The sequence below is a fragment of the Propioniciclava flava genome, from assembly GCF_004126535.1.
GTDB lineage: Bacteria > Actinomycetota > Actinomycetes > Propionibacteriales > Propionibacteriaceae > Propioniciclava > Propioniciclava flava.
Map to the genome: position 1 here is coordinate 36708 of NZ_PPCV01000005.1, position 22511 is coordinate 59218.

Annotated in this window: 18 protein-coding genes; 15 read left to right on the forward strand and 3 right to left on the reverse strand. The window is 67.2% G+C overall.

Annotated features, from left to right (window positions below; all coding sequences use genetic code 11):
• The first annotated feature begins 6 nt into the window (after positions 1-6).
• The 12 genes from cpaB (at position 7) to C1706_RS08180 (ending at position 13273) form a co-directional block, all read left to right on the forward strand.
• Positions 7-702, forward strand: coding sequence for a Flp pilus assembly protein CpaB (cpaB, locus tag C1706_RS08125; RefSeq protein WP_241653496.1), 696 nt, complete (start codon positions 7-9; stop codon positions 700-702).
• Positions 699-2261, forward strand: coding sequence for a CpaE/TadZ family protein (locus tag C1706_RS08130; RefSeq protein ID WP_129458747.1), 1563 nt, complete (start codon positions 699-701; stop codon positions 2259-2261). The genes cpaB and C1706_RS08130 overlap by 4 nt, the downstream gene beginning before the upstream one ends.
• Entirely contained in the window at positions 2258-2608 is a 351-nt protein-coding gene (locus C1706_RS08135) for a TadE/TadG family type IV pilus assembly protein (RefSeq protein WP_129458748.1), read from the forward strand. Before C1706_RS08130 ends, C1706_RS08135 begins: the two co-directional genes overlap by 4 nt.
• Entirely contained in the window at positions 2605-3915 is a 1311-nt protein-coding gene (locus tag C1706_RS08140; protein WP_129458749.1) for a TadA family conjugal transfer-associated ATPase, read from the forward strand. Before C1706_RS08135 ends, C1706_RS08140 begins: the two co-directional genes overlap by 4 nt.
• Position 3916: 1 nt before the next feature.
• A complete protein-coding gene (locus C1706_RS08145) occupies positions 3917-4846 on the forward strand; it encodes a type II secretion system F family protein (RefSeq protein WP_129458750.1) in 930 nt (309 codons plus the stop codon).
• On the forward strand, positions 4843-5751 hold the full coding sequence (locus C1706_RS08150) for a type II secretion system F family protein (RefSeq protein WP_129458751.1): 909 nt from the start codon (positions 4843-4845) through the stop codon (positions 5749-5751). The genes C1706_RS08145 and C1706_RS08150 overlap by 4 nt, the downstream gene beginning before the upstream one ends.
• A gap of 37 nt (positions 5752-5788) precedes the next feature.
• Complete coding sequence (locus C1706_RS08155; protein WP_129458752.1) at positions 5789-6892, forward strand: sensor histidine kinase; 1104 nt, start codon at positions 5789-5791, stop codon at positions 6890-6892.
• Positions 6893-6902: 10 nt separating this feature from the next.
• The gene (locus C1706_RS08160; RefSeq protein WP_129458753.1) at positions 6903-7556 is read left to right on the forward strand and encodes a response regulator; all 654 of its coding nucleotides are present in this window, start codon (positions 6903-6905) and stop codon (positions 7554-7556) included.
• Between the two features lie 123 nt (positions 7557-7679).
• Positions 7680-7907 (forward strand): hypothetical protein, encoded by a 228-nt coding sequence (locus C1706_RS08165; protein WP_129458754.1) that lies wholly within the window; start codon positions 7680-7682, stop codon positions 7905-7907.
• 139 nt (positions 7908-8046) lie between these two features.
• Positions 8047-8631 (forward strand): hypothetical protein, encoded by a 585-nt coding sequence (locus C1706_RS08170; protein ID WP_129458755.1) that lies wholly within the window; start codon positions 8047-8049, stop codon positions 8629-8631.
• A 58-nt stretch (positions 8632-8689) separates the two neighbouring features.
• Positions 8690-10219, forward strand: coding sequence for an OmpA family protein (locus C1706_RS08175; RefSeq protein ID WP_129458756.1), 1530 nt, complete (start codon positions 8690-8692; stop codon positions 10217-10219).
• A 75-nt stretch (positions 10220-10294) separates the two neighbouring features.
• Positions 10295-13273: an FAD-binding and (Fe-S)-binding domain-containing protein gene (locus C1706_RS08180; RefSeq protein WP_129458757.1), complete on the forward strand. Its 2979-nt coding sequence runs from the start codon at positions 10295-10297 to the stop codon at positions 13271-13273.
• Between the two features lie 60 nt (positions 13274-13333).
• Here the strand turns inward: C1706_RS08180 and C1706_RS08185 are convergent, their stop codons facing one another.
• Both C1706_RS08185 and C1706_RS08190 read right to left on the reverse strand, forming a co-directional pair.
• Positions 13334-14170 carry a PRD domain-containing protein gene (locus C1706_RS08185; protein WP_129458758.1) on the reverse strand — a complete coding sequence of 279 codons (837 nt, stop codon included), beginning with the start codon at positions 14168-14170 and terminating at the stop codon, positions 13334-13336.
• A gap of 183 nt (positions 14171-14353) precedes the next feature.
• The gene (locus tag C1706_RS08190) at positions 14354-16366 is read right to left on the reverse strand and encodes a glucose PTS transporter subunit IIA (RefSeq protein WP_129458759.1); all 2013 of its coding nucleotides are present in this window, start codon (positions 16364-16366) and stop codon (positions 14354-14356) included.
• 273 nt (positions 16367-16639) lie between these two features.
• Between C1706_RS08190 and C1706_RS08195 the strand changes: the two genes are divergently transcribed.
• Positions 16640-17626 carry a PfkB family carbohydrate kinase gene (locus tag C1706_RS08195; RefSeq protein ID WP_129458760.1) on the forward strand — a complete coding sequence of 329 codons (987 nt, stop codon included), beginning with the start codon at positions 16640-16642 and terminating at the stop codon, positions 17624-17626.
• A 44-nt stretch (positions 17627-17670) separates the two neighbouring features.
• Here the strand turns inward: C1706_RS08195 and C1706_RS08200 are convergent, their stop codons facing one another.
• Entirely contained in the window at positions 17671-18927 is a 1257-nt protein-coding gene (locus C1706_RS08200; RefSeq protein ID WP_129458761.1) for a GNAT family N-acetyltransferase, read from the reverse strand.
• Between the two features lie 59 nt (positions 18928-18986).
• Between C1706_RS08200 and C1706_RS08205 the strand changes: the two genes are divergently transcribed.
• Entirely contained in the window at positions 18987-19706 is a 720-nt protein-coding gene (locus tag C1706_RS08205; protein WP_129458762.1) for a TIGR03936 family radical SAM-associated protein, read from the forward strand.
• A gap of 197 nt (positions 19707-19903) precedes the next feature.
• Positions 19904-22510, forward strand: coding sequence for an Rne/Rng family ribonuclease (locus tag C1706_RS08210; RefSeq protein ID WP_129458763.1), 2607 nt, complete (start codon positions 19904-19906; stop codon positions 22508-22510).
• Position 22511 lies beyond the last annotated feature (1 nt).

Here is a 22511-nt window from a genome sequence, read left to right on the forward strand (position 1 = left end):
CTCTTCATGGCCGTCGCACTTTTGGTCGCCGTGGGCACGTTCGTGGCCGTGTCGACGTTTGTGGCGAATGTGAACAGCCAGGTCGGTCAGCGCGTGACCGTTTATCAGGCACGCCAACCGATCGATCCCTATACCCCGTTGTCGGCCGACGTTGTGGAGCCCGTGGAGGTGCCTCGGCGATGGGTTTCGGAGTCGTCCATCCTGGCGCTGAGCGAACTGAATGGTCGGCGGATCGGCTTTCGTGTCAACGCGGGAACCACCATTAGTTCCGACATGCTGATTCCCAACTCGTCGCTCTCCTCGACCGAGCGCGAACTGGCCATCAACGTCAACCCGGTGACCGGTGTGGCGGGCCGGGTCCGGCCCGGCGATCGGGTGGATGTGTACGCGGTCTTCGGTGATGTCCCCGGACTGCCCAAGCAGGTCAGGATCCTGCAACGCAACGTCCGTATCGTGTCGATCGCCGGACAGCAAACGGTGACCCAGCAGAACGCGCAGGGGACCCGGGAGAGCGAAGTGATCCCCGTCACGCTCGCGGTGGAGCCTGAAGCGGCCCTCTCCATCACCTACGCCTCGGCCTTCGCACAGGAGGTGCGGCTGGTGGCGCTGCCCTCCGATGTCGGGGTGAACCGCACGAACGAATCCGACACTTTCGATGCCAGCAAACTGGGTGGCCAGGCGATCCCGGAGGGACGACGATGAGCAAAGTCGTGATCGGGATGGCGAACGAGAACCTGGAGTCAGATCTCCGCTCGCTGTTGGAGGAACTCACCGGATTCGACGTCGAGGCCGTGGCAACCGACACCGCTCGCCTGGTGGAGTACGTCTCCCGCTTCGAGCCGGACGTGGTGCTTTTGCACGACGCCCTGGGGCCTGAGCCCGCCGTCGCCGTGATCAGGGACCTGACAGGTCGGTTCCCGGCGGCGGCCGTCGTCCAGATCTCCCCGGAGCGTTCCACGAGCACGGTGATCCGCGCCTTGGAGGCCGGGGCTCGCGGGGTGGTCGCGTTCCCGTTCGCGTTCGAGGACTTCTCCTCGCGCATCCAAGACGCCGTCGATTGGTCGCGTCAGATGCGCCGCATTCTCGAGGGCGCCGCTCAGGCCGCGCAGCGCGATCGGGGCCACGTGGTCGCTTTCGTTGGTGCGAAGGGGGGAGTGGGCACCACGACGCTCGCTGTGCATCTGGCCATCGATCACCACAGCAGGCACCCGGAGGAGCGGGTGTGCGTCGTCGACCTCGACGTCGAGAAGGGCGACGTGAGTGCTCTGTTGGACGTGCGGCAGTCGGTCTCGGTGGCGGATCTGGCCAAGGTGTATCAGGATCTGTCCGCGACGACGGTGAGCGACGCCGTGATCGAGCACGAGAGCGGCATCTCCTTGTTGTTGGCGCCCATCGACGTCCGACAGTCCGAGTCCGTCACCCCGGAGGCGCTGCGGGCGATCATTGCCTTGCTGCGCCGGGAGTTCGACCTGATCGTCTTGGACGCGGGCGGCTACGTGTCGCCCGCCCAGGGGGCGGCCATCGAACTCTCAGACGAGACCGTGGTGGTCACCACCCCCGATGTGTTGACGCTGCGGGCCATGCGCAAACGCATCCTTGCCTGGGAGTCGCTGGGCGTGCGCCACGAGGCAGACCTGCGGGTTTTGGTGAACAAGGTGGACCGCAGTTCGATCTTTCCCGCCGACGCCGTCCCGAAGCTCACGACGGCCACGGTCTTGGCCACTTCGGTCCCGTTGTCGACCCGCGTTCTCGAACCCGCCGTCAACGAACGGGATCCCCAAGCCGTCACCGACACGAACTGGTGGAAGCTCATGGCGTCATTGAGCGAAGAACTCAGCAAGATCGGTTCTCGGCCCGCCCGCCGGGCCTTGACCGAGCCCGTGACCTCCGATGTAGGAGAGCGCCGACGGCGGCGATGGTGGCCACGCGGGCGCGAGCGGGGCGCGACTGCCCTGGAGAACGTCGGGATCCTGCCGTTGGCCCTCGGATTGGGCCTGGTGATGTGGCACGTGGCCGTCTTGGGGCTGGGGTGGGCGTTTCTTGGGCAGGCCACGAGTGAGGCGGCTCGTGAATATGCGATCACCGGCAACGCAAACAAGGCGCAGGTCGCGGCCCGAGCCACCCTGCCGGAGGCCTTCGCGAAAGGCATCGTGGTGACCGGAAAGGACGGCGTCGTGCGGGTCAGCCTGGACCTCCCCGCCGGGACATCCCTCATCCCCCAGATCAGTTCCAGCGTAAACGTCGTGGAGGAACCATCATGAGCAGGTCGTCCAAGCGTGAACGTGGCACCGCAGCCCTGGAGTTCGTGGGGGCGTTCCCCTGCCTGCTGCTGGCGGGCATGATCGCCCTGCAGTTCGGGCTCGTGGGCTGGGCGACCGTGTCCACCAACGATGCTGCCAAGGCAGCGGCACGCGCAGCATCGCTGGGCCGAAACCCCACCACCGCGGCCAAGGAGGCTCTCCCGGGCAGCCTGGCACCGCTGTCGGTGACGGGGAGCAAGCTCTCGGGGGGCTACTCCTACACGGTGGAAGTCAAGGTTCCCTCGGTTCTTCCGATGATCGATTTTGGTTCGATTCGACGCACCGTCGACATGCCCACCGCGCCATGAGCACGCGGAGCTATGCCTCCTTCGTCGGGGCGGGGCCAGGGCTCACGCCCGTCCAGCCCGAGGACGACAGCCTGATCATGACCTTCCGGCGGTTGCTGCTGGAAGAAGTCGACCTGAACGAACTCAGCAAGCTCGACGCCAATCAGCGGCGTGCCCGCCTGGAACGCGTCATCGCGCACCTTGTCTCACGCGAGGGCGTCATCTTGTCCACGGCCGAGCGTAATCAGTTGATCCGCCGGGTCGTTGACGAGGCGGTCGGGCTCGGCGTGCTGGAACCCATTCTCGCCGACCCCACCGTCAGCGAGATCATGATCAACGGCTATCAGACGATCTACGTCGAACGAGCGGGGGTCCTGGAGCGCTGGCATGGTGCGTTCAGCAGCGAGGAACAACTCATGCAGACGATCGATCGCATCGTGTCGACCGTCAACCGCCGCGTGGACGAGTCAAGCCCGATGGCCGATGCCCGCCTGCCCGCCGACGCGCGCATGCCTCGGGGTGCCCGCGTCAACGTGGTGCTTCCCCCGCTGGCGCTGGATGGGCCGAGCGTCACGATCCGACTCTTCCCTCAAGACATTTCGCTGGCCAAACTCATCGAATGGGGCAGCATCACCGAGCAGGTTGCGGCGCTTCTGCGGGTCTGCGTGGAGTGCCGTTTCAACATCGTGGTCTCCGGCGGGACGGGCTCGGGGAAGACGACCATGCTGAATGCCTTGTCCTCGTTCATTGGGGTGGGGGAGCGGATCGTCACCATTGAGGACGCCGCCGAGTTGAGTCTCGCTCAACCCCACACCGTGCGGCTCGAAACGCGCCCCCCGAACGCCGAAGGGCGCGGGCAGGTGACGATCCGCGATCTGGTGCGCAACGCGTTGCGCATGCGCCCGGATCGGATCGTGGTGGGGGAATGCCGCGGGGGTGAGGCGCTCGACATGCTGCAGGCGATGAACACAGGGCATGAGGGATCCCTCACCACGGTGCACGCCAACAGCGCTGAGGACGCCTTGAGCCGGCTGGAGACGCTGGCGACGATGTCGGATGTTCAGATCCCCTTCCAAGCGGTGCGCGATCAGGTCAACTCCGCGGTCGATCTCATCGTCCAACTCGGACGCGGTGCGGATGGGTCGCGTCGCGTGACCGAAGTGGCCTTCGTCGCCTCGCGTCGGCATGAGGCATTTCGGCTGGAGTCGGTCGCCACGTGGCGAAGCTCGCATCGGGGTTCGGGTGCGTTCGTGCACCACCCCTTGCCCGCCGACCTCGCCGCGCGTCTGGCCGAGGTGCTCCCCGAGTTGCCGGAGTGGACGGTGTGAGGTGAACGTCTGGTCCCTGATCCCGCTCGCAGCAGGCGCGGCGGTGCTGTTGCTCTTGGTGGGGGCGCGCGAGTTGCTTGCCCTGGCCAATGACCGCCGCAGATTCGTCGCGGGCGCGGAGATGGAGAGCGGGAGCGGGCCTGCCGCGTCCACTGTCAAGGCGTGGGATGCGCGGTTTCGCCATACGCGGATGGGGCGCTGGTTCGGCCGGGAACTCGACCTGGCTGGCATGTCTTTGTCCCCCCTCGCGGTAGCGCTCGGGACACTGCTCACCGGCGTCGCCGCGACCTGGATCATCTGGGTTTACCTCTCCCCGATCCTGGCGGCCTTGGGGCTGGTCCTGGCCTTCTTCGTGATGCGTGCTTATCTGCAGCAGGCGCAGCAGCGCAGGCAAGAAGCTATCGTCGCGCAGATGCCTGAACTGGCACGCGTGCTCGCCAACGCGTCCTATGCCGGGCTCTCCCTCCCCACAGCGCTGGGGGTCGCAAGCCGTGAACTGACCGAACCGGTGCGAACCGAACTGGTCCGCATCAACGACCGGCTCCGCTTCGGCGCCTCGGTGGAGGCTGCGTTGCAGGAGTTCCGCGGTCGCGTCCGTTCCCGCGAAGCGGGCGTGTTGATCTCGACGCTGGTCGTGTCGACCCGCAGCGGAGGATCGTTGGTGACCGCGTTGCGAGGCATCGCCGAGAGCCTGGAACAGCGCAAGGAAACGCGCCGTCAGATTCAGACGACGCTCAGCGGTCCCATGGTCACGGCCAATGCGATCCTCATCATCGGCTTCGGCCTTCTCTTCCTCCTCAACGCCATCCAGCCGGGCACGGTGGATGCGATGACCCGCTCACCCTTAGGTATCGCGGCGCTGATTGTGGCGGGAGTGCTCTTTGGAGGCGGCTATCTCGCTATCCGGGCGATCGCGCGGGTAGAGCCATGATCAATCTCCTCATCGGGGCGATCCCCGGGTTCGTCGCAGGCTTGGCCGTGTGGTTGGCCGCGGTCGGCATCCGCGCCTGGCGCTACGACCCCGTCCAGGACGTCAACCCACAAGAACTGGTGGACGCCTCGGAACTGGAACCCACCCCTCACAAGAAGGCCAGCATCATCTCCCGGCTTGGGGTGCGGTTCGTCCCGCTGATCAAGGGATCCTTGCCCGCATCGTTCCCGCGGCGCTTACAGCGGCAGATTGACCTCGCGGGCCGTCCGCCCGGGATGACCGTCGACGGGGTGATGGCGCAGCAAGCCGGGTTGTTGATTGTGGCGATCCCGGTCAGCTTCTTGTATATCCGGTCGGGGTTCGTTTTCTGGATCATCCCGTTGGCCGGGCTCGCCATCATGTGGCCGTTGATCCGGCTCACGACGCTCGCGCGCCGACGCCGTGAGCGCATCGACAGAGATCTGCCGGACTTCTTGGATGTGCTCGCGGTGACCGTGAGCGCCGGTACGGGTTTCCGTGCGGCGCTGGCGACCGTGGCGCGCCGCTTCGGCGGGCCCTTAGGCGATGAGGTCACGACCTCGCTGCGTCAGATTGAGAACGGTGCGAGCTTGCGCTCGGCCTTCAAGAATCTGCGTGAACGCTGCGGTTCCGAGGCGATGAATGAGTTCGTGACGGCGTATCTGCAAGCCGAAGAACTCGGGGCGCCCTTGGTGGCAACGCTCAATCAGATCGCGCTTGACATGCGGCGCTCCGCTGCGCAGCGGGCGGTGCAGCGCGCTGTGCGGGTAACGCCGCGGATCACGCTCATCACCACCATGGCGATGGTTCCTGCCACGTTGATCCTCGTGGTGGTGGGCCTGATCCTGGGCACGGGAGTGGATTTCGGGGCGATCCTCGGTGGCTAAGGGAACCTCCGGAGGGGTCGCTTTGCAGGTGACCCGCGTGGCGCTCGTGGTCCGGTTGGTGTCGTTGCTGCTGGTCGTGTTGACGCTGACCGTCATTTCCCCGGCGGCCCTCATTGGTCAGATCGTGATCGCCGTCTCGGCTTGGTGGTTGTTGGTCTCCCGGCGCGGGGAGGATCTGGTCGCGCGTCGTCCATGGCTGGTGTTCATGGACACTTTGATCTTGACCGTTGTCACCGTCTTGTCCGGCGGGGACAGTCCGTTCGTCTTGACGTTCATGACGTCGGCCCTGCTGGTGGGGCTCTGGGCGCCGGCCTGGGTCGGATTCAGCACCGTCGCAGTGTTGGTGTTGCTCCATCAGGTGTTTTGGGCGACAACCTCAAGCGTCACCAGCCTCGCCGTCCCGTTCGGGTTCGTCGTGTTGTGGTGGCTGGGCTTTGCGATCTCAGAGGCGGCGCGCTCCGAGGAGCGGGCGCGGGATGCTTTGCAGCAGGCGGTGACCGTGGCCGCCGCAGGAGAAGAGCGGACGCGCCTGGCCCGCGACATGCACGACACGGTGGCCAAGTCGTTGCAGGCCGTCCATCTGTCCGCCGCGGCGCTGCCGATCATGGTGGAGAGAGATCCGGGTGCGGCCGCGCAATGCGCGCGAGAGATCCGCGAACTCAGCGCCCAGGCGATTGAAGATGTCCGCGCCCTGATGTCCCATCTGCGCCGTGAGCCAGAAGGAGACTCACTCCCGGAGATGCTCACGCAGTTGTGTCTTCGCTGGGAGGCGTCCGCGGATGTCTCGGTCGTCACTGAGGTGGATGAGAACACCGAGGTGACCGACGTTCTGGTGCGCTACGAGATCTTGATGGCGATGGGGGAGGCCTTGGAGAACGTGCGGCGGCATGCCCGCGCCTCCTTGGTCCGCGTGACGCTGAAGGGGACAGAGGACTGGGTGGTGGTGTCGGTGATCGACGACGGAGTCGGCATCGATGAGGACCGGCTTCGTGAGGCCGAAGAGGGCGGCCACTACGGACGCCGCGGCATGGTCGAGCGGATGGCCAAGGTCGGGGGCCGGGCGGAGTTCCGAAGCACACCCGGGAGGGGATCCACGGTGCAACTGGTGGCTCCCCGCCATGGGTTGATCGAGGTGGATTGAGGAGGAAGTGATGGGCGACATGATCAAAGCGCTGATCGTGGACGACAGTGCCATCGTGCGTCGCGGTGTGAGGACCTTGCTGGAGTTGGACGGGTGCATCGAGATCGTGGGTGAGGCCGGCGACGGTGACGAAGGCCTGCGGCTGGCTCGGGAGACGGCACCCGACATCGTCTTGCTGGACGTGCGCATGCCCAAGCGTGACGGACTGTCGATTGTGGGCGAGCTGGCGCGTGGGTCACGGGTGTTGATGCTCACGTTTTCGGACGAGTCCCGCGTCGTCCGGGAGGCCATGGCTGCCGGGGCGACGGGATACCTGGTGCACGGCACGTTCGACGCTGACTCCTTGGCGGCGACGGTGCGGAGTGCCGCCGCCGGGATGGCGGCACTGAGCGGCCCGGCCCTCACCGCCATGATGGGCAGCGCCACTCCTGCCCCGCTGACGGCGCACGAGAAGGGGCCGCAGTGGGGGTTGAGCTTGCGTCAGGCCGAAGTGATGGAGCTGATCTCTCAGGGCCGTTCCAATCGCGAAATCGCCAAGGAGTTGTTCCTGACCGAGAAGACCGTCAAGAACCACATCAATCAGATCTTCACCAAGCTGGACGCGAGTAACCGCGGCCAGGCCATCGCTGCGTGGTTGGGAACTGCGCCCACATCGACCCCGTGAGGTTCGGGTCCGGGGATAGGCCCGGACTGGGCCCCTCGGCCCTACGGATCCCCCAGCGATCCCCGTAGGTTTTTGGTTATCAACAAACGGGCACCCCGCCCGCAAGACTTGAAGGAGACTCACATGTCGAACCTCATGCTCGCTTCCGCGGTCAAGGCGGAGCTCGCTGTCAACGCTCTGCGGAGCACCCTCGTCGCCCGCCGTGAGCGCGGCGCTGACGCCCTGGAGTACGTCGGCATGGTGGTGCTGGCCGCTTTGATCGTCGTGGGCATCGTCGGTGCGCTGAACGTGGATTCCCTGAAGCAGGCGGTCGAGAAGGCCGTCACCGACATCACCAGCTCCAAGGGCTGATCCTTCGCGGAGGGGGCGGACGCGGTTCGCGTCGCCCCCTCCGCATCGATAGAGATCGTAGGTCGGCACCAGGAGGGAAGGTCTGGCGATGAGGGGTCTATGGCGAAGCCGCGAGGCTGGGGCCGCGACAACGGCGATCGTGATCGCTGTCAGCGTGCTGCTGCTAGGGGTCGCGTTTTTCTACACCCAACGCGTGGCCAAGGCGGAGGATCAGGGCAGCACGCTCCAGGTCGGGGCGGATGCCGCTGCCCTCGCCGGCGCCTATCAGACCATCGACAATGCGCCAGGCTGGTTGGCCGATCTCGTCAATGGCGGCGCCCTGCCAGCCGGGGGGTCCGGGCAAGGCGCCGCCAGTGACTTCGCCATCCGCAACGGAGGCTCCCTGGTCGGCTACCACTATGCGGCGAGTGTGGATCGCATCGAGGTCCAGGTGAAGAGCAAGGGCGTGTTGGAGTCGGGATCGCGCGAAGTCTCCGTGGCGGCGGCCCGCATCGGCAAGCGGGTGGCGGCGTGTGTGCTTCCCGCCAATCCTGCTCCTGCTTCCACCTCGACGTCGCAGCCGGGCGAGGAGGCCGCACCGACGAAGGCACCTAGCGTGACCGGGGTAGCCACCTGCGGCGAGGTGAAGGTCCCCGTCAAGGTCGACCCAGACAGCGGCAAGGTCACGATCACCCTGACCGATACGCAGATTCGGGCGCTGTTCACCGCCTCATTGGCGGCCTAAAGGCCCGGTCGAGCGTGTGTAGGGTGGTGAACACCCCACCGACCCCCGAAGGAGCGTCGTGATTCAGCGGCCCCCGATCCTGCTAGCGATCCTCATGGCTGTGGTGCTGTCGGCCTGTAGTACCCCTGCCCCTTCTCCTGACTCCGCACCTTCGGGCGCCCCGACGCCAGCTTCGGCCAGCGAGGCGGCGTCCGCACTCGTGCGTGCCGGAGCGGCCGAGCCTGTTCCCGTTGCCGCCGCCCCGATCACGACGGGTGAGCTGGCGGGCGGGACATTCCACGTCTTTTCGGTCAGGACGACGGACTCGTCCACGCGGCTCGAATATGCGGTGACCCATCCGACGCTGACGGGGCGCCCCGCGCAGTTGTATAGCGACCAGGGGCGAGAGAACTTGCCGGTGCTGTCGGCTGGGGGACAGGAATACCGCACCGTTGAACACACCATCTTGACGGGCATCTGGGGGCGCCCGGTAGCGGCGCCGATCACCTCGGTCGTCTCGAATCCGCACCCGACCTTCGCGGTGTACGCGCCCGTGCCAGCTGACGTGAGTGAGGTGGAGGTTTCCACGCCGCTCATCGCATCCCCGCTCACGGTGAGGGTCGACCGGGGGGCTGCGCCGGTTCCCGCCGGATCGGCCGAGGTGCCCATTTTGGGGCGTGCGGTGTCGGGCGACAAGAGCGACCGCCAGCACGACCAGAGCTTGATTGTGACGATCCACGGCGTCCGTCGCGCCGACAACGCCACCGTTGTCTACTATTCGGCGGCTTTCCCGCAGGGCGTGCCGCCGGTTCGGTTCGCGAGTTGGGGTGGGGAGGGTGGCTCGTTAAGCAAGAATTCCTCCTACTTGGGTTTCCTTACCGCCACCGTCGAAGCGATCGATTGGTCGTCCATGCAGGGCATCCAACTTCTGGGAGGTGGCGGCCCTCACTTGAAGGAGTCGTGCGATCGGTTCGCCTTCACCGACGGCAAGAACCCCAACGCTCTTGTGTGCTGGGGTGTCCTGCCACCGGTGAAGGCATCCACCACGAAGGTGGATGTGATCGTCGCCAATCAGCTCATTCAAGATGTGCCGGTCACCGACGGGCTCATGACGCCGCAGTCGGATCAGCAGATCCCCGAACTGGGGACGGGGTGGCCCACCATCCCGGCTGAGTCGCTGGCCGCAGCCACGCCTGACAACGTCGATCGCAACACCGTCGACCTGCGCTACGTGGTGAAGAAAGGGGCGATCACCACCTCAGGGGAGCAACTCGATCTGGACTCCACGGTGCTGTTCGATTACAACCAGGCGACGCTGACCGCCGCGGCCCACGATGTGCTGCTGACGGCGGCGCAACAGCTGACGGCCACGGGGCGGCGCGGTACGGTGAGCGTGACGGGCCACACCGATGCCGATGGTCCCGATGCGGCCAACCTGACCCTGTCCAAGCGGCGGGCCCAAGCCGTCGCGGACGCGCTGGGTCCCTTACTCGGGCCGGGTTATTCGTTCACGGTCGAGGGCAAGGGCGAAACCGAACCGGTGGCCTCCAACGACACCGACGCGGGCAAGGCGGCTAACCGCCGCGTGACCATTCTTCCGCCCTCCTAAGAAAGGCCGCCGCGCGAGGCTTCGGCCTGATCGAAAAGTGGTGCGGACGCCGCGTCGTTGTGGTTGCATGGAGTCATGTCAGCCGTGACGTCAACCTCAGCCCCCTCCGCTCCTCAGCCTTCACGCCGGGCCAGGCGTGCCTTGGGTCACGCCCCGACGCCGCCCGCACCGGACGCGCTGGGCCCTGAGGTCCTGACGGCAGCCGAGGATCCCTTGGTGCCGCAGTTGCGACAGATTTTGGATGCTGACGACGTTCTCACGTCCACTACCGATCTGGTGCGCTACTCCTCCGATGCCAGCCCGTACCGGATGCTGCCGCGCGTCGTGGTGCGTCCGCAGAACACGCAGCAGCTCATCGCCGTGTTGGCCGCGGTGAAGGCGGCCGGGCGAGGGGTCACCTTCCGTGCCGGCGGTACGAGCTTGAACGGGCAGTCCCAAGGCGACGACGTGATGATCGACATGCGGGAGCACTTCCGCGACATCGAGGTTCTCGAGGAGGGCGCCCGGCTTCGGTCAGAGCCCGGGGTGATCCTGTTCCGCGCCAACGCCTTGTTGGCGCCGAAGGGGCGCGTTCTTGGGCCGGACCCGGCGAGCGGTTCCGCGGCCACCATCGGCGGCGTGTTCGCCAACAACGCGTCGGGAATGACGGCCGGGACGCGCTACAACAGCTACACCACGATCGATTCCGTCACGGCGGTGCTGGCCTCGGGGACCGTGGTCGACACGGCGGCCCCCGATGCGGACGATCGCCTGCGCGCGGCCGAGCCGGACCTGTATGCCGCGTTGGAGGCCATCCGCGACGACGTGCGCGCCGACGCCGACCTCACCGCGCTCATCCGCCGCAAGTTCTCCATCAAGAACACCTCCGGCTACCGGCTCGACGCTTTCCTGGACGCCGACCGGCCGGTCGACATCCTGCCGCTGCTGCTGGTCGGGTCCGAGGGCACGCTGGCTGCGGTCGTCGAGACGGTGTGGCGGACGCTGGAAACGGGCCCGCGTCGCTCTACCGCGTTCCTGCGGTTCCCGGATGTGACGTCGGCCGCGGCCGTCGTGGCCCCGCTCAACGCAGTGGAGGCGCAAGCCGTGGAACTGATGGACACTGCGTCCTTGCGTTCGCTGCAGGGCCGCGCGGGGACGCCTCAGTGGATCAACGACCTGGCCCCCGACGCCACCGATGCGGCGATCCTGACCGAGCGCCGCGCCGCCGATACGGCGACGCTGGACCAGTTTGAAGCCGACGTGGCCCGCATCGTCGGGCCGACCGTCGTCGACATGGGGGAGTCCCTCACCACTCGGGAAGCCGGGCGGGCGGCGCTGTACTGGCGCCTGCGGTCGGGCATGCTCCCCTCCATTGGTGCGTCGCGCCCAGCCGGGACCGCGTTGATCACCGAGGACGTGGTGGTTCCCCCGGAGCGGTTGCCTCAGGCGGTGGCCGAACTGCAAGCCCTCCTGGTCAAGCACGGCTTCCTGGGAGCGGTCAACGGCCACGCCTCGGCGGGCAACATGCACTTCTACCTGTACCTGGATGCGACCGACGATGAGCGACTCGGCGCTTACCGCGCCTTCATGGAGGAACTGGTCGACCTCATCGTGGACCGCTACGACGGCTCCCTGAAGGGCGAGCACGGCACCGGCCGCAACATGGCGCCGTTCATCACGCGTGAGTGGGGGGAAGCCGCGGTCGCGATGATGTGGCGGGTGAAGCGCGCCATGGATCCGGCGGGCCTGCTCGGGCCGGGGGTGTTCCTCAACGACGATCCGGAGGCGGCTTTCGACGGCTTGAAGTCGATGCCCGCGATCCACCCGCACCTCAATCCCTGCATTGAGTGCGGGTTCTGCGAGCCGGTGTGCCCGTCGCGTCACCTGACCGCGACACCACGCCAGCGCATCGTGCTGCAACGCGAACTGGCTCGCCAAGGCCATACCGGCCCCGTGGCCGAGCGCATCATTGACGAGTACGCCTACGAGGCCGTCGACACGTGCGCGGGCGATTCGTCGTGTTCGATCGCTTGCCCCGTCGACATCGACACGGGGCGGGTCATGAAGGAGCTGCGCCGCGACGGTGCCCCCGCGCTCGCTCAGCGCGTCGGCGTCACCTTGGCCAAGCATTGGGGCATTGCGGAGATCGCCGGACGCACTGCGCTGTTCGCCGCGAAGGCGATCCGCCCGGTCATCGGGGATCGTGGCCTGTCGGCGATCACGTCGCTGGGGCGCAAGATCGGGGGCGAGGAACTGGTTCCGAGTTGGATCGCCGAACTCCCCGGCCCTGCCCCTGCCTTGCCGCCCACCGAGCGTGCCGGGGCCGAGGCCGTTTTCTTCGCCGCGTGCATCAACCGGATCTTTGGTGCATCTCGGGCGGCGGCCGAACCCACGACGGTCTCTGAGGCTTTCGTGGCGCTCGCGGCCCGCGCGGGGCACGCGATCTGGATCCCCGACGATCTCGCGTCGATGTGCTGTGGCACGGTGTGGCACTCCAAGGGCCTCGAAGAGGGCAACGTCATCATGGCCGCGGAAGTGCTGGACCGCATGTGGCGATGGAGTGACGCTGGCCGTCTGCCCATCATCGTGGACGCCTCGAGTTGCACGCTCGGCCTAGCCCACGACATTGCCGAACTGCTGGATCCGGAGCGTCTAGCCAAGCACCGCAAGCTCCAGATCATCGACGTGATGAAGTACACCCGTGAGGTGCTCCTTCCTGACCTGCCGCAGGCGCAGAAGCTGGGCCTGACGGTGCTGCACCCGACGTGTTCGATGAACATGCTCGGCATCACCGATGACCTCAAGACGCTGGCCGGGGCGGTGTCGCAGGAGGTCTTCGTGCCGATCAGCGCCACCTGCTGCGCGTTCGCCGGTGACCGGGGCATGCTGCACCCGGAACTGACGGCGACCGCGACGGAAGAGGAGGTTGCTCAGGTGAAGGCGCGCCTCGCCGAGCCGGTCGAGGGTCCGGTCGGTTTCGCGTCCGGGAACCGGACGTGCGAACTGGGCATGGAGCACGCAACCGGCCAGCCGTACGAGTCCATCATCGTCACCCTGGAGCGACAGACTCGCTGACGGCTCCTGGGGCGGTCGCACGCGGCCCGGCATCCCTGGTGGGTGCCGGGCAGTGACGCGTCAGCGTCCTTCGGCGATGCGGGCGACGTGGAGGGCCAGGTAGGAGACCTCATCGGCGGTCAGCTCATCGCCCAGGCGCAGTTCGATGATGCCCGCCAGGCGCTCGGCGACAATCGTCGCGTCGGGGTAGGTGGAGCGGATCGCGTCGCTGATGGGCGAACTCTCCGAGACGAGTTGCTGATGCTGGCTGACCCGGACGAAGAGATAGCGCAGGTGCGTGATGAAGCGTCCGACGCTGACCGAGTCGTGACCAAGATCAAGCCCGTACTCGGCCTCGATGACGGAGACGAGTTGATGGATGACTCCGGTCATGCGGTAGGTGAATGTCAGGTCCCCGCTGGCCATACCCGCGTTCACCAGGTGCAACGCCAGGGCCACCTCTTCAGAGTCGGGCAGCGGCTGTTCCAGATGCTGGTTAACGGCGCTCAGCAGCGCGCGCGCCTGACGAAGCTCATCGGGGTACAGGTGGGAGACCTCGGCGCGCAGGGGGTATTCGACTGTCAGGCCGCGTGCCGCCCGATGGGTGGCGAAGTTCAAGTGGTCGGCGAGCGCGATCACCAGGGTGGCGCTGTGGGACACCTGCTCGGCGTCGTCGAGTTCGGGCAGCGTGCGCGAGACGAGTTGAATCATCTCCGGGGGGACGCCAGCCAGGAGCTGGGCGAGGTGGTCGGGGTCGCGTCCGTCGCTGGGCACGAAGACCCGGATGACTTTCGACGGGTCAACCGGCGAACCGGCCTTGGCCTGAAAGCCGAGACCGCGGCCGGTGAGGATCACTTCGTCGCCGCTGGCGTCGCGTGCCAAAACCACATTGTTGTTGAAGACGCGCAGCACGGTCATGTCTGGCGTCTCACTGGGCACACGTTCGGAAATGCTCAGCTCACCTCGTTTGGGGGATCGTGGGAGTGGGGACCGTCATCGGCGACGGTGACCACGGTAATGGGCGTGCGGGGGGTGTGTCGAAGGAACGGCGTCATGCGTGAGGGGCCCGCCCCGATGGAGGCGGGCCCCTCACGCCGTGATTCAGCGCGTGACGTCGATGATGGGGGCGCCCACCGCGACGCTGTCGCCCGTGATCGGCGTGACGTCCGTCATCGACTTGGTATTGGTGACGGTCACCACCGTGGTGGTGTCGAACCCGGCCGCCCTCACCTTGTCGAAATCGACGGTGGCGAGCAGGTCGCCCTTGTTCACCTTCTGGCCCTTGGCGACGGCGACCTCGAACCCGTCGCCCTTCATCTGGACCGTGTCGATACCGACGTGCACCAGGACCTCAACGCCAGTGTCGGTCTTGATCCCGAACGCGTGCCCGGTCTTGGTCACCGTGGCGATCGTGCCTGCCACGGGGGAGTACACCTGGTTCTCGGTGGGCTTGATGCCCACGCCGTCGCCCAGCGTCTTGGAGGCGAAGACCTTGTCCTCGACCTCGGTGACGGGGATCACCGTCCCGGCGAGCGGTGACCCGATGACCACCTGGACTCCGGTGAGGTTCTCAGCCGGAGCAGCCGATGCCACCGACGTGGTGACGGCGGCCGCGGGGGCGGACTCTGCGGCCGCAGCGGCGGGAACCGGATCCTTGTAGCCGGAGACGATGACCAGAGCCATCGCGACGAAGAAGGCGGCCGCGACGGCGATGGCGTAGATCCACATCGGAGAGAAGACCGGGATCGTCAGCAGCGAAGTGAAGGCGAACACGGACGTCTTCACGCCGCCGACGGTGGCACCCAGGATACCGATGATCAGACCGCCGGTCAGACACCCGACGAGCATGCGCGGGTAGATCCGCTTGAAGCGCAGGTGGATGCCATACAGCGACGGCTCCGAGATGCCGCCGAACAGGCCAGCGAGCAAGGCGCCGGTGGCCGTCTGACGCATCTGGGTGTCCTTGTCACGCATCGACAAGACCAGCACGCCCGCGGTGGCGCCGAAGCAGGCGAAGTTCCATGCGCCCATCGGGCCCTGGATGAAGTCATAGCCCAGCGTGTTGATGTTGACGAGCATGAGCGCATTCAGCGGCCAGTGCAGGCCCAGGGGCACCAGGAACGGGTAGATCAGCGGGATGATGATCGCGAACACGATGGGAGCGTTCGTGTTGAGCCAGGCCAGCCCGCCGCCCAGGCCGTTGCCGAGCCAGATGCCCAACGGGCCGAGCAGGAACGCGGTGACCGGGATCATGATCGCCATCGACAGGAACGGGACGAACACCATCTGAACGTTCTCGGGGAAGATCTTCTTCAGCAGGCGATACAGGGGCGCCAGCAGGGCAACCATGATCAGGGGGACGAAGACCTGGCCGCCATAGTCGTTGAGCTGCATGGGCAGACCGAAGACGCTGGCCACGCACTCGTTGGTGCCCAACGTCGCATTGACGTGGCAGACCACGCCGGGGATGCCGCTGTCCTTGGCGCTGAGGCTCATGAAGTTCGGCGTCATGAGCGCACCCATGATGGTCGCGCCAACCCAGGGGTCGACGTTGAGCTTCTTCGCCGCGTTGTAGGCGACCATGATCGGCAGGAAGTAGAACACGGCCCGCCACATGGCATCGACGAACACCCAGGTCGCCGGCTTGTCGGCGGCGCGGAAGTCGACGATGCCCAAAGCGTCGAGGACCGCGGCAAACGCGATGATCAGCGAGGCGCCCAACAGCACCCCCAGCAGGGGACGGAAAGAGTCGGAGAGGTACTCGAAGAAGGCGTCGATCCACCAGATCTTGCCGCGCGCCTTGGAGCGGGCGGCCGCCTTGATGTCGGCATCGCTGGGGGCCTGCGCGCCACCGGACATGCTGGGCAGGTTCATGATGTCGGAGTAGACGCTTTGTACTCCGCCACCAATGACGACCTGGTAGCGATCACCGCTTTGGGGGACCGCCCCCATCACGCCCGGGATCTGGTCGACCTTGGCGGAATCGACCTTGGATGCGTCGCGCAACTGGAACCGCAGTCGCGTGGCGCAGTGGGTCAGGCTCTCGATGTTCTCGGGGCCCCCCACCTCGTCGACGATCGCCTGTGCGGCTGATCGCGTGGTGTTGGTTGTCATGCCTGTGTCCTGTCCTTGTGTTTCCGTTCCCGACCCCGAACGCAAAAAAGACCTGAGACGCCGCACGGACAGTGCAGTGACTCAGGTCTTGCCCCGGGATCGGGTAGCAACCCTGCTGAGCGGAAGCTCAAGTACGACTATAGCACGACGTGAGGCGCGGTGAAAGTGGCCTTCGGTCGTACGCGCCCCACATAGCGAGGCCTGGAAAAGGTGGCGGTGCCGGGGTTTGGAAGAATGCGTAAGGCACGCGCGGCGTTTCGTTAGGGTGACGCCATGACAACGACGGAGTCGGCGATCCTGTGCGTCGGAGAAGCGCTCATCGATGTGGTGCGACGCCCGGGCTGTGAGGCGTCCGAGCATGTTGGCGGGAGCCTGCTGAACGTGGCTGCCGGGATGGCCGCCCTAGGCGTCCCCACTCATCTGGCGTCCTGGTGGGGCCAGGATGCTCGGGGGGAGAGGCTGGCGGCGTTCGCGCGCGCGGCCGGTGTAGCGATCGTTCCCGGCACCGCCGGTGCGAAGGCCACGCCGATCGCCCAGGCCGACCTGGATGCCGATGGGCAGGCGCGCTACACGTTCGACCTGACCTGGGAACTCCCCACGCTGCCCACCGAGGGGATCGAGCACATCCACACCGGAAGCCTCGCGGCCACCGTCGAGCCTGGCGGCAGTGCTGTCGCTGCCGAGATGGCTCGGCTCCGGTCGTCGGCGACCATCTCTTACGACCCGAATGCCCGCCCCGCGATCATGGGTTCCCCTGCAGCGGTGGTGGAACGCGTCGAGGCGCTGGTGGCTCTCAGCGACGTCGTCAAGGCTAGCGACGAGGATTTGATGTGGCTGTACCCCGACGTGCCGCCCGCCACGACGCTGGAGCGCTGGGGGACGCTGGGGCCCACGCTGGTGGTGATGACCCGGGGCGCGCGGGGAGCCTTGGCGCGGCTGGCTCATGTGGACACCAGCTTGGAGGTGGCCGCCCCGTCGGTGCAGGTAGGCGACACGGTCGGCGCCGGTGACTCCTTCATGGCCGGATTGTTGGCCGGATTGCGTCAGGCGGGCCTGCTGGGTGGGCCCGCAGCGCGGGAACGGTTGCGTCGGGCCCGCTGGGAAGACCTCGCCGTCCCGCTACGGCAGGCAGCGCTGACCAGTGCGGTCACCGTGGGTCGTGCGGGCGCCTACGCCCCTGGGCCTGACGAGGTCGCCGCCCTGAATGCGGCCGACACCGCTTCCTCAGTAGCGGCGCTTGAGGCTCACGATCACCGCTGACCCCGCGCGGGCCCTCGACGGTTCCGTGCGGGGCCAGCGTCTGCCTAGAAGCCGGTGAGGCTGTAGGGCGGCACCGCAGTGCGGAACAACCGGGCGAGTGCATCGATGCCGTTGGCGGGCCCCTCGATGAGCCCTGCCACGGCCAGCGTGGACGCGTCGACCAGCCCCATGTAGAGCGAGGCCAAGGCCGTCACATCGACCCGCACCGCTGCCGCGTCGAGAGGCGTCACGTCGGCTGTGTGGTCGGCGACGGTCACACGCCAGGCGCCTTCGGCGAAGCCCATCGGGTCGGTCACGCTGAACTCGACCGAACCGTCGGCCTCCCACCCGCGCGCGGTCAACGCGGCGGGGACATCCAGCACGCGCAACCAGGTGAAGTCCTCCACCCCCGTTGTGGTGACCCGTCGCGGGTCGGTCAACGCCCACTCCAACGGGCTGGTGGGGCTCAGGTTGCGCCAGATGACCTTCTTGACCAAGTCGATCGAGCCGAGGAACTGCCACAAGGCCAGTTCGGCCTCGGCGTCGACCGCTAGCAGGTCCCTCACCTGGACGGATTCGTCCGCCTCGTTCATCACGTAGCTCACGACGCCATCGGGCGCCCCCTCGGCGTCGGTGTGAACGGCCACGCGCAACCCGGCGACCGGCGCCTCCTTGTCGTCATCCCACGCTCCCGACAAGAACGTCGTGTACGTGTGGGGGCGCAGGTGCGAGCCGCGCGTCGAGGCATGGATGCGCGCGAACACTTCGTCACGGATCGTCAGCGCGTCGGCGGGGGAGACCAGTGCCATGCGGGGTTCTACCTCGCGGTGCCAGGCAGGAGCCGGGAGGGTGGTGAGGGTGACACCGCGCCGTCGGGTCGCGATGCCGAATCCGAAGCGGCCATAAATGGTGGCCTCGGACGCCGTGAGGGCCGCCAGGGGGATGCCGTCGCGATGGGCGCGCGTCAGGGCATCGGTCATGAGCCGCTTGAGCACGCCCCGGCGCCGATGCGTGGTCCGCACCGTGACGTCGAACACGTAGAGAGCAGGCACCGGTGCAGCTCCGGCGTTGATGCTGAGGCAGGCCGAGCCGAAGGTGCCGACCGGGGCGTCCCATTCCGCCGTCACGCCCGGAAGGGCCGAGGTCGCATAGGCGGCGTCCAGTCTCATGTCGATGGCGCTGATGTCGCGCACCCAGTGGGTGAGCGCATCATCGGATGCATCAGCCATGCCGAAACCCAGTCGCGTGGCGTCCTGCCAGGCCCGCATGGCAGGACTGGCCGGGTCGACGACAGGGACAGAGTCGAAACGGACGTCACTCATGCTCGCGACACTAACGCATCGCTGAAGCCCTCAGGCGGTCGCGGCTAGGCTGTCGACCCGTGACGAAAGCCGCGCGACGCCAGCCCGAGCAGCAAGCACCCCCCGTGCAAAAGCTCCAGATCCGCTACGCCAAGCGAGGGCGGGCCCGGTTCACCTCCCATCGGGACTTCGCCCGCGCCTTCGAGCGAGCGTTGCGTCGTGCCGGTGTGCCGATGGCATACAGCTCTGGTTTCAATCCGCACCCGCGTATCTCGTTCGCGAACGCCTCGCCGACCGGGGCGGCGACTGAGGCGGAGTACCTGGAGATCGGGTTGACGCGTCGGGTGGATCCACAGGCCGTCGTGGCATCGTTGGACGCCGCCTTGCCGCACGGCCTTGACGTCCTCGCTGCGGTGGAGGCCACGGGCCCGCTCGCGGACCAACTCGCTGTTTCCGCATGGCGCATCTCGGTGCCCGGCGCGGATGTGGAAGCCCTAGCCGAAGCGGTCTCTGCCCTGTGGGCAAGCGAACAAACAGAAGTTCAGCGGATGACCAAGGCGGGGCTGCGCTCCTTTGATGCCCGCGCAGCGATCATCGCGATGCATGTCGAGGGCAAGGAAGTGGAGGTCGTCCTCGCCCACGGGACGCCACTGGTGCGCCCCGATGACGTGGTGAAGGCGCTGGTTGCCGTCGGGCCTGGATTCGTCCTGGGGGATCCCCCCATCCTCACGCGACTGGCTCAAGGACGCTGGGTCGAGGGTCGGGTGCTGGGCCCCTTCGAGGGTGCCCCCGGCGCGTAAGGCTGGGGTTTGGGGCGCTCGTATGGAAGGATGGGATCCGGTCGGACGCCTTTGGTGATCGACCGGGTGCCAGGCCGCGACGAGATCGTCGACCGCGGCGGGTCGCCCCAGAAACGCTAGCTTCGTCGCGCCACGGTGCCTCTGCCCGGCGCGCGACCTACTGTACGGCGGGCTTGCCCGCCGCGTGAGGAGAGCACATGCTCGATTCGGATGCACCCTCGGGTGCCACCTCTGAATCCCCCGAGAACGCCCCCGCCCCGCGTCGTCGTCGGCGCGCCGCGACCCGCCCCGCGGGTCCGCCGGCCCCCGTCGCGCCGCCCGTCGCGATCGTGGTGACCAAGGCCAAGGCGGTCGACTCCGCTCCCGTGGAGCCCCCGGCTGAGCCTGCGCCTGTCGCGGAGCCCACCCCGGAGGAGGCCGTCGTCGAGGACGCGGCTGCCGCGGGAGAGACCCCAGAAGAGTTGGCCGCGCAGGCCGAGCCCGCCGACGTTCTTGTTCCCGAGCCCGCCGTTGACGACCAGGGCGTCACCGCGCAACCAGAACAGTCCACACCGGTCGCCGAGGTCGCCGGGCCCGAGGAGGCGTCCGCCGAGGTCGCCGCCGCTGCCCAGGAGCCTGCCGAACCGCAGCCCCGCAAGCGCGCCGCATCCCGCGGGACGCGCAGCCGCCGCAGCCGCAAGAAGGTTGAGCCCGAGGCCGACGCCGAGGCCGAAGAGTGCGCCACCTCAGCCGACGTGAGCGCCAGCCTGGCCGAACTCACGGCTGCCCGCGAACAACACGGCCACCCCGAGGAGGAGCGCGACATCGCCGAGGTGACCGCGGCGCTCGACGATTTGGCCGCCGCGATCAGCGGCGAGGCGAGCGACGTCGCCGACGCCGATACCGCCGACGCTGAGGAAGCCGAAGCCGACGCCACCGAGACCGACGACGATGATGCTGCACCGCGTCGCCGCCGTCGCCGTCGGGGTGGTCGCCGTCGTCGTCGTGGCGCCGATCAAGACGACTCCGAGGATGAGGAGAGCGAGTCCGAGGACTCCTCCGAGGACGAAGCAGACCAGACGTCCTCCGAGGACACCACCGAAGGCGACGAATCCGAGGATTCCGGGGATTCCCCATCGACCTCCTCACGTCGTCGCCGTCGTCGCCGTCGCCGCGGTGAGGACACCGGTGCGGCCGAGGAGGACGGCGTCGATGTCGTCATCAAGGTCCGCGAACCGCGCCGCGCCAAGTCCGGCAACGACGAGATCACCGGCATTGAGGGCTCCACGCGCATGGAGGCCAAGCGTCAGCGCCGCCGTGAAGGGCGTGCCGCCGGTCGCCGCCGGTCGCCGATCTTGTCCGAGGCGGAGTTCCTGGCGCGTCGGGAGGCCCTGGATCGGCAGATGCTGATTCGCCAGGCCGAGGACTACACCCAGATCGCCGTCTTGGAGGACGGGATCCTCGTCGAGCACTACGTCGACCGTGACAGTTCTGCTTCGCTGATCGGGAACATCTACCTGGGCCGCGTCCAAAACGTGCTGCCCAGCATGGAAGCCGCCTTCGTTGACATCGGCCGTGGCCGCAACGCGGTCATTTACGCCGGTGAGGTCGACTGGGACGCCTACGGTGTGACGGGCGAAGACCGGCGCATCGAGAAGGTGCTCAAGTCGGGGCAGACGATCCTGGTGCAGGTCACCAAGGACCCGATCGGCGCCAAGGGTGCCCGCTTGACGGGCCACATCTCCATTCCGGGCCGCTACGTCGTGTACTGCCCCGGCGGTCAGCTGTCCGGCATTTCCCGCAAGCTTCCTGAGCCTGAGCGGCTCCGCCTGAAGGGCATCTTGGACGCCGCCGTCGAGGAAAATGCGTCCGTCATTGTGCGCACGGCAGCCGAGGGGGCCAGCCAAGAGGAACTCGAGCGCGACGTCCACCGCCTGCAGGCGCAGTGGGACGTCATTGAGAAGAAGGTCAAGGCCGGGTCTGCGCCGCAGCAGTTGTACGCGGAGCCGGACCTCACGGTGCGGATCGTCCGGGACCTGTTCACCGAGGACTTCTCCGCGCTGGTCGTGGAGGGCAACGGCCAAGGCGAGGACGCCTGGGACACGGTCGAAGGGTATGTGACGCACGTCGCGCCGCACCTGGGCGAGCGGCTGCGCCGCTGGGATCGCGAGACCGAAGGGGATCTGTTCGACAAGTTCCGCGTCCACGAGCAGGTCGCCAAGGCGCTGGAGCGCAAGGTGCACCTGCCCTCGGGCGGGTCTCTCATCATCGACCGCACCGAAGCCATGACCGTCATCGACGTCAACACCGGCAAGTTCACCGGCACCCAGGGCAACCTGGAGGCGACCGTCACCTCCAACAACTTGGAGGCGGCCGAAGAGATCGTGCGCCAGCTTCGGCTGCGCGACATCGGCGGCATCATCGTGATCGACTTCATCGACATGGTGCTGCCCGCCAACCGTGAGTTGCTGCTGCGTCGACTCGTGGAGTCGCTGGGCCGTGACCGGACGCGCCATCAGGTCGCCGAGGTGACCTCCCTGGGACTGGTGCAAATGACGCGTAAGCGCATCGGTACCGGGCTGGCCGAGGCCTTCACCGTGCAATGCGAGACGTGCAAGGGGCGTGGCTACCACGTCCATGATGCTCCGGTCGCCTCGCAAGCCCCCGCCGACGGTGGTGATCGCGACCACGGACGCCGCGGAGGACGCTCCCGTTCGGGGCGCTCCCGCAAGAACGACGCCAAGGGCGCTGAGACGCATGAATCCGGCCACGAGTCGGACCACGGCGGCAATGATGCTGCGCCCCATGAGGCCGCCGAGAACTGAC

What these genes read in the sequence shown, in the direction of transcription:
- cpaB (WP_241653496.1), top strand. Translation starts at nt 7, where the DNA reads ATGGCCGTCGCACTTTTGGTCGCCGTGGGCACGTTCGTGGCCGTGTCG.
- C1706_RS08130 (WP_129458747.1), top strand. Translation starts at nt 699, where the DNA reads ATGAGCAAAGTCGTGATCGGGATGGCGAACGAGAACCTGGAGTCAGAT.
- C1706_RS08135 (WP_129458748.1), top strand. Translation starts at nt 2,258, where the DNA reads ATGAGCAGGTCGTCCAAGCGTGAACGTGGCACCGCAGCCCTGGAGTTC.
- C1706_RS08140 (WP_129458749.1), top strand. Translation starts at nt 2,605, where the DNA reads ATGAGCACGCGGAGCTATGCCTCCTTCGTCGGGGCGGGGCCAGGGCTC.
- C1706_RS08150 (WP_129458751.1), top strand. Translation starts at nt 4,843, where the DNA reads ATGATCAATCTCCTCATCGGGGCGATCCCCGGGTTCGTCGCAGGCTTG.
- C1706_RS08160 (WP_129458753.1), top strand. Translation starts at nt 6,903, where the DNA reads ATGGGCGACATGATCAAAGCGCTGATCGTGGACGACAGTGCCATCGTG.
- C1706_RS08165 (WP_129458754.1), top strand. Translation starts at nt 7,680, where the DNA reads ATGTCGAACCTCATGCTCGCTTCCGCGGTCAAGGCGGAGCTCGCTGTC.
- C1706_RS08180 (WP_129458757.1), top strand. Translation starts at nt 10,295, where the DNA reads ATGTCAGCCGTGACGTCAACCTCAGCCCCCTCCGCTCCTCAGCCTTCA.
- C1706_RS08185 (WP_129458758.1), bottom strand. Translation starts at nt 14,170, where the DNA reads ATGACCGTGCTGCGCGTCTTCAACAACAATGTGGTTTTGGCACGCGAC.
- C1706_RS08190 (WP_129458759.1), bottom strand. Translation starts at nt 16,366, where the DNA reads ATGACAACCAACACCACGCGATCAGCCGCACAGGCGATCGTCGACGAG.
- C1706_RS08195 (WP_129458760.1), top strand. Translation starts at nt 16,640, where the DNA reads ATGACAACGACGGAGTCGGCGATCCTGTGCGTCGGAGAAGCGCTCATC.
- C1706_RS08200 (WP_129458761.1), bottom strand. Translation starts at nt 18,927, where the DNA reads ATGAGTGACGTCCGTTTCGACTCTGTCCCTGTCGTCGACCCGGCCAGT.
- C1706_RS08210 (WP_129458763.1), top strand. Translation starts at nt 19,904, where the DNA reads ATGCTCGATTCGGATGCACCCTCGGGTGCCACCTCTGAATCCCCCGAG.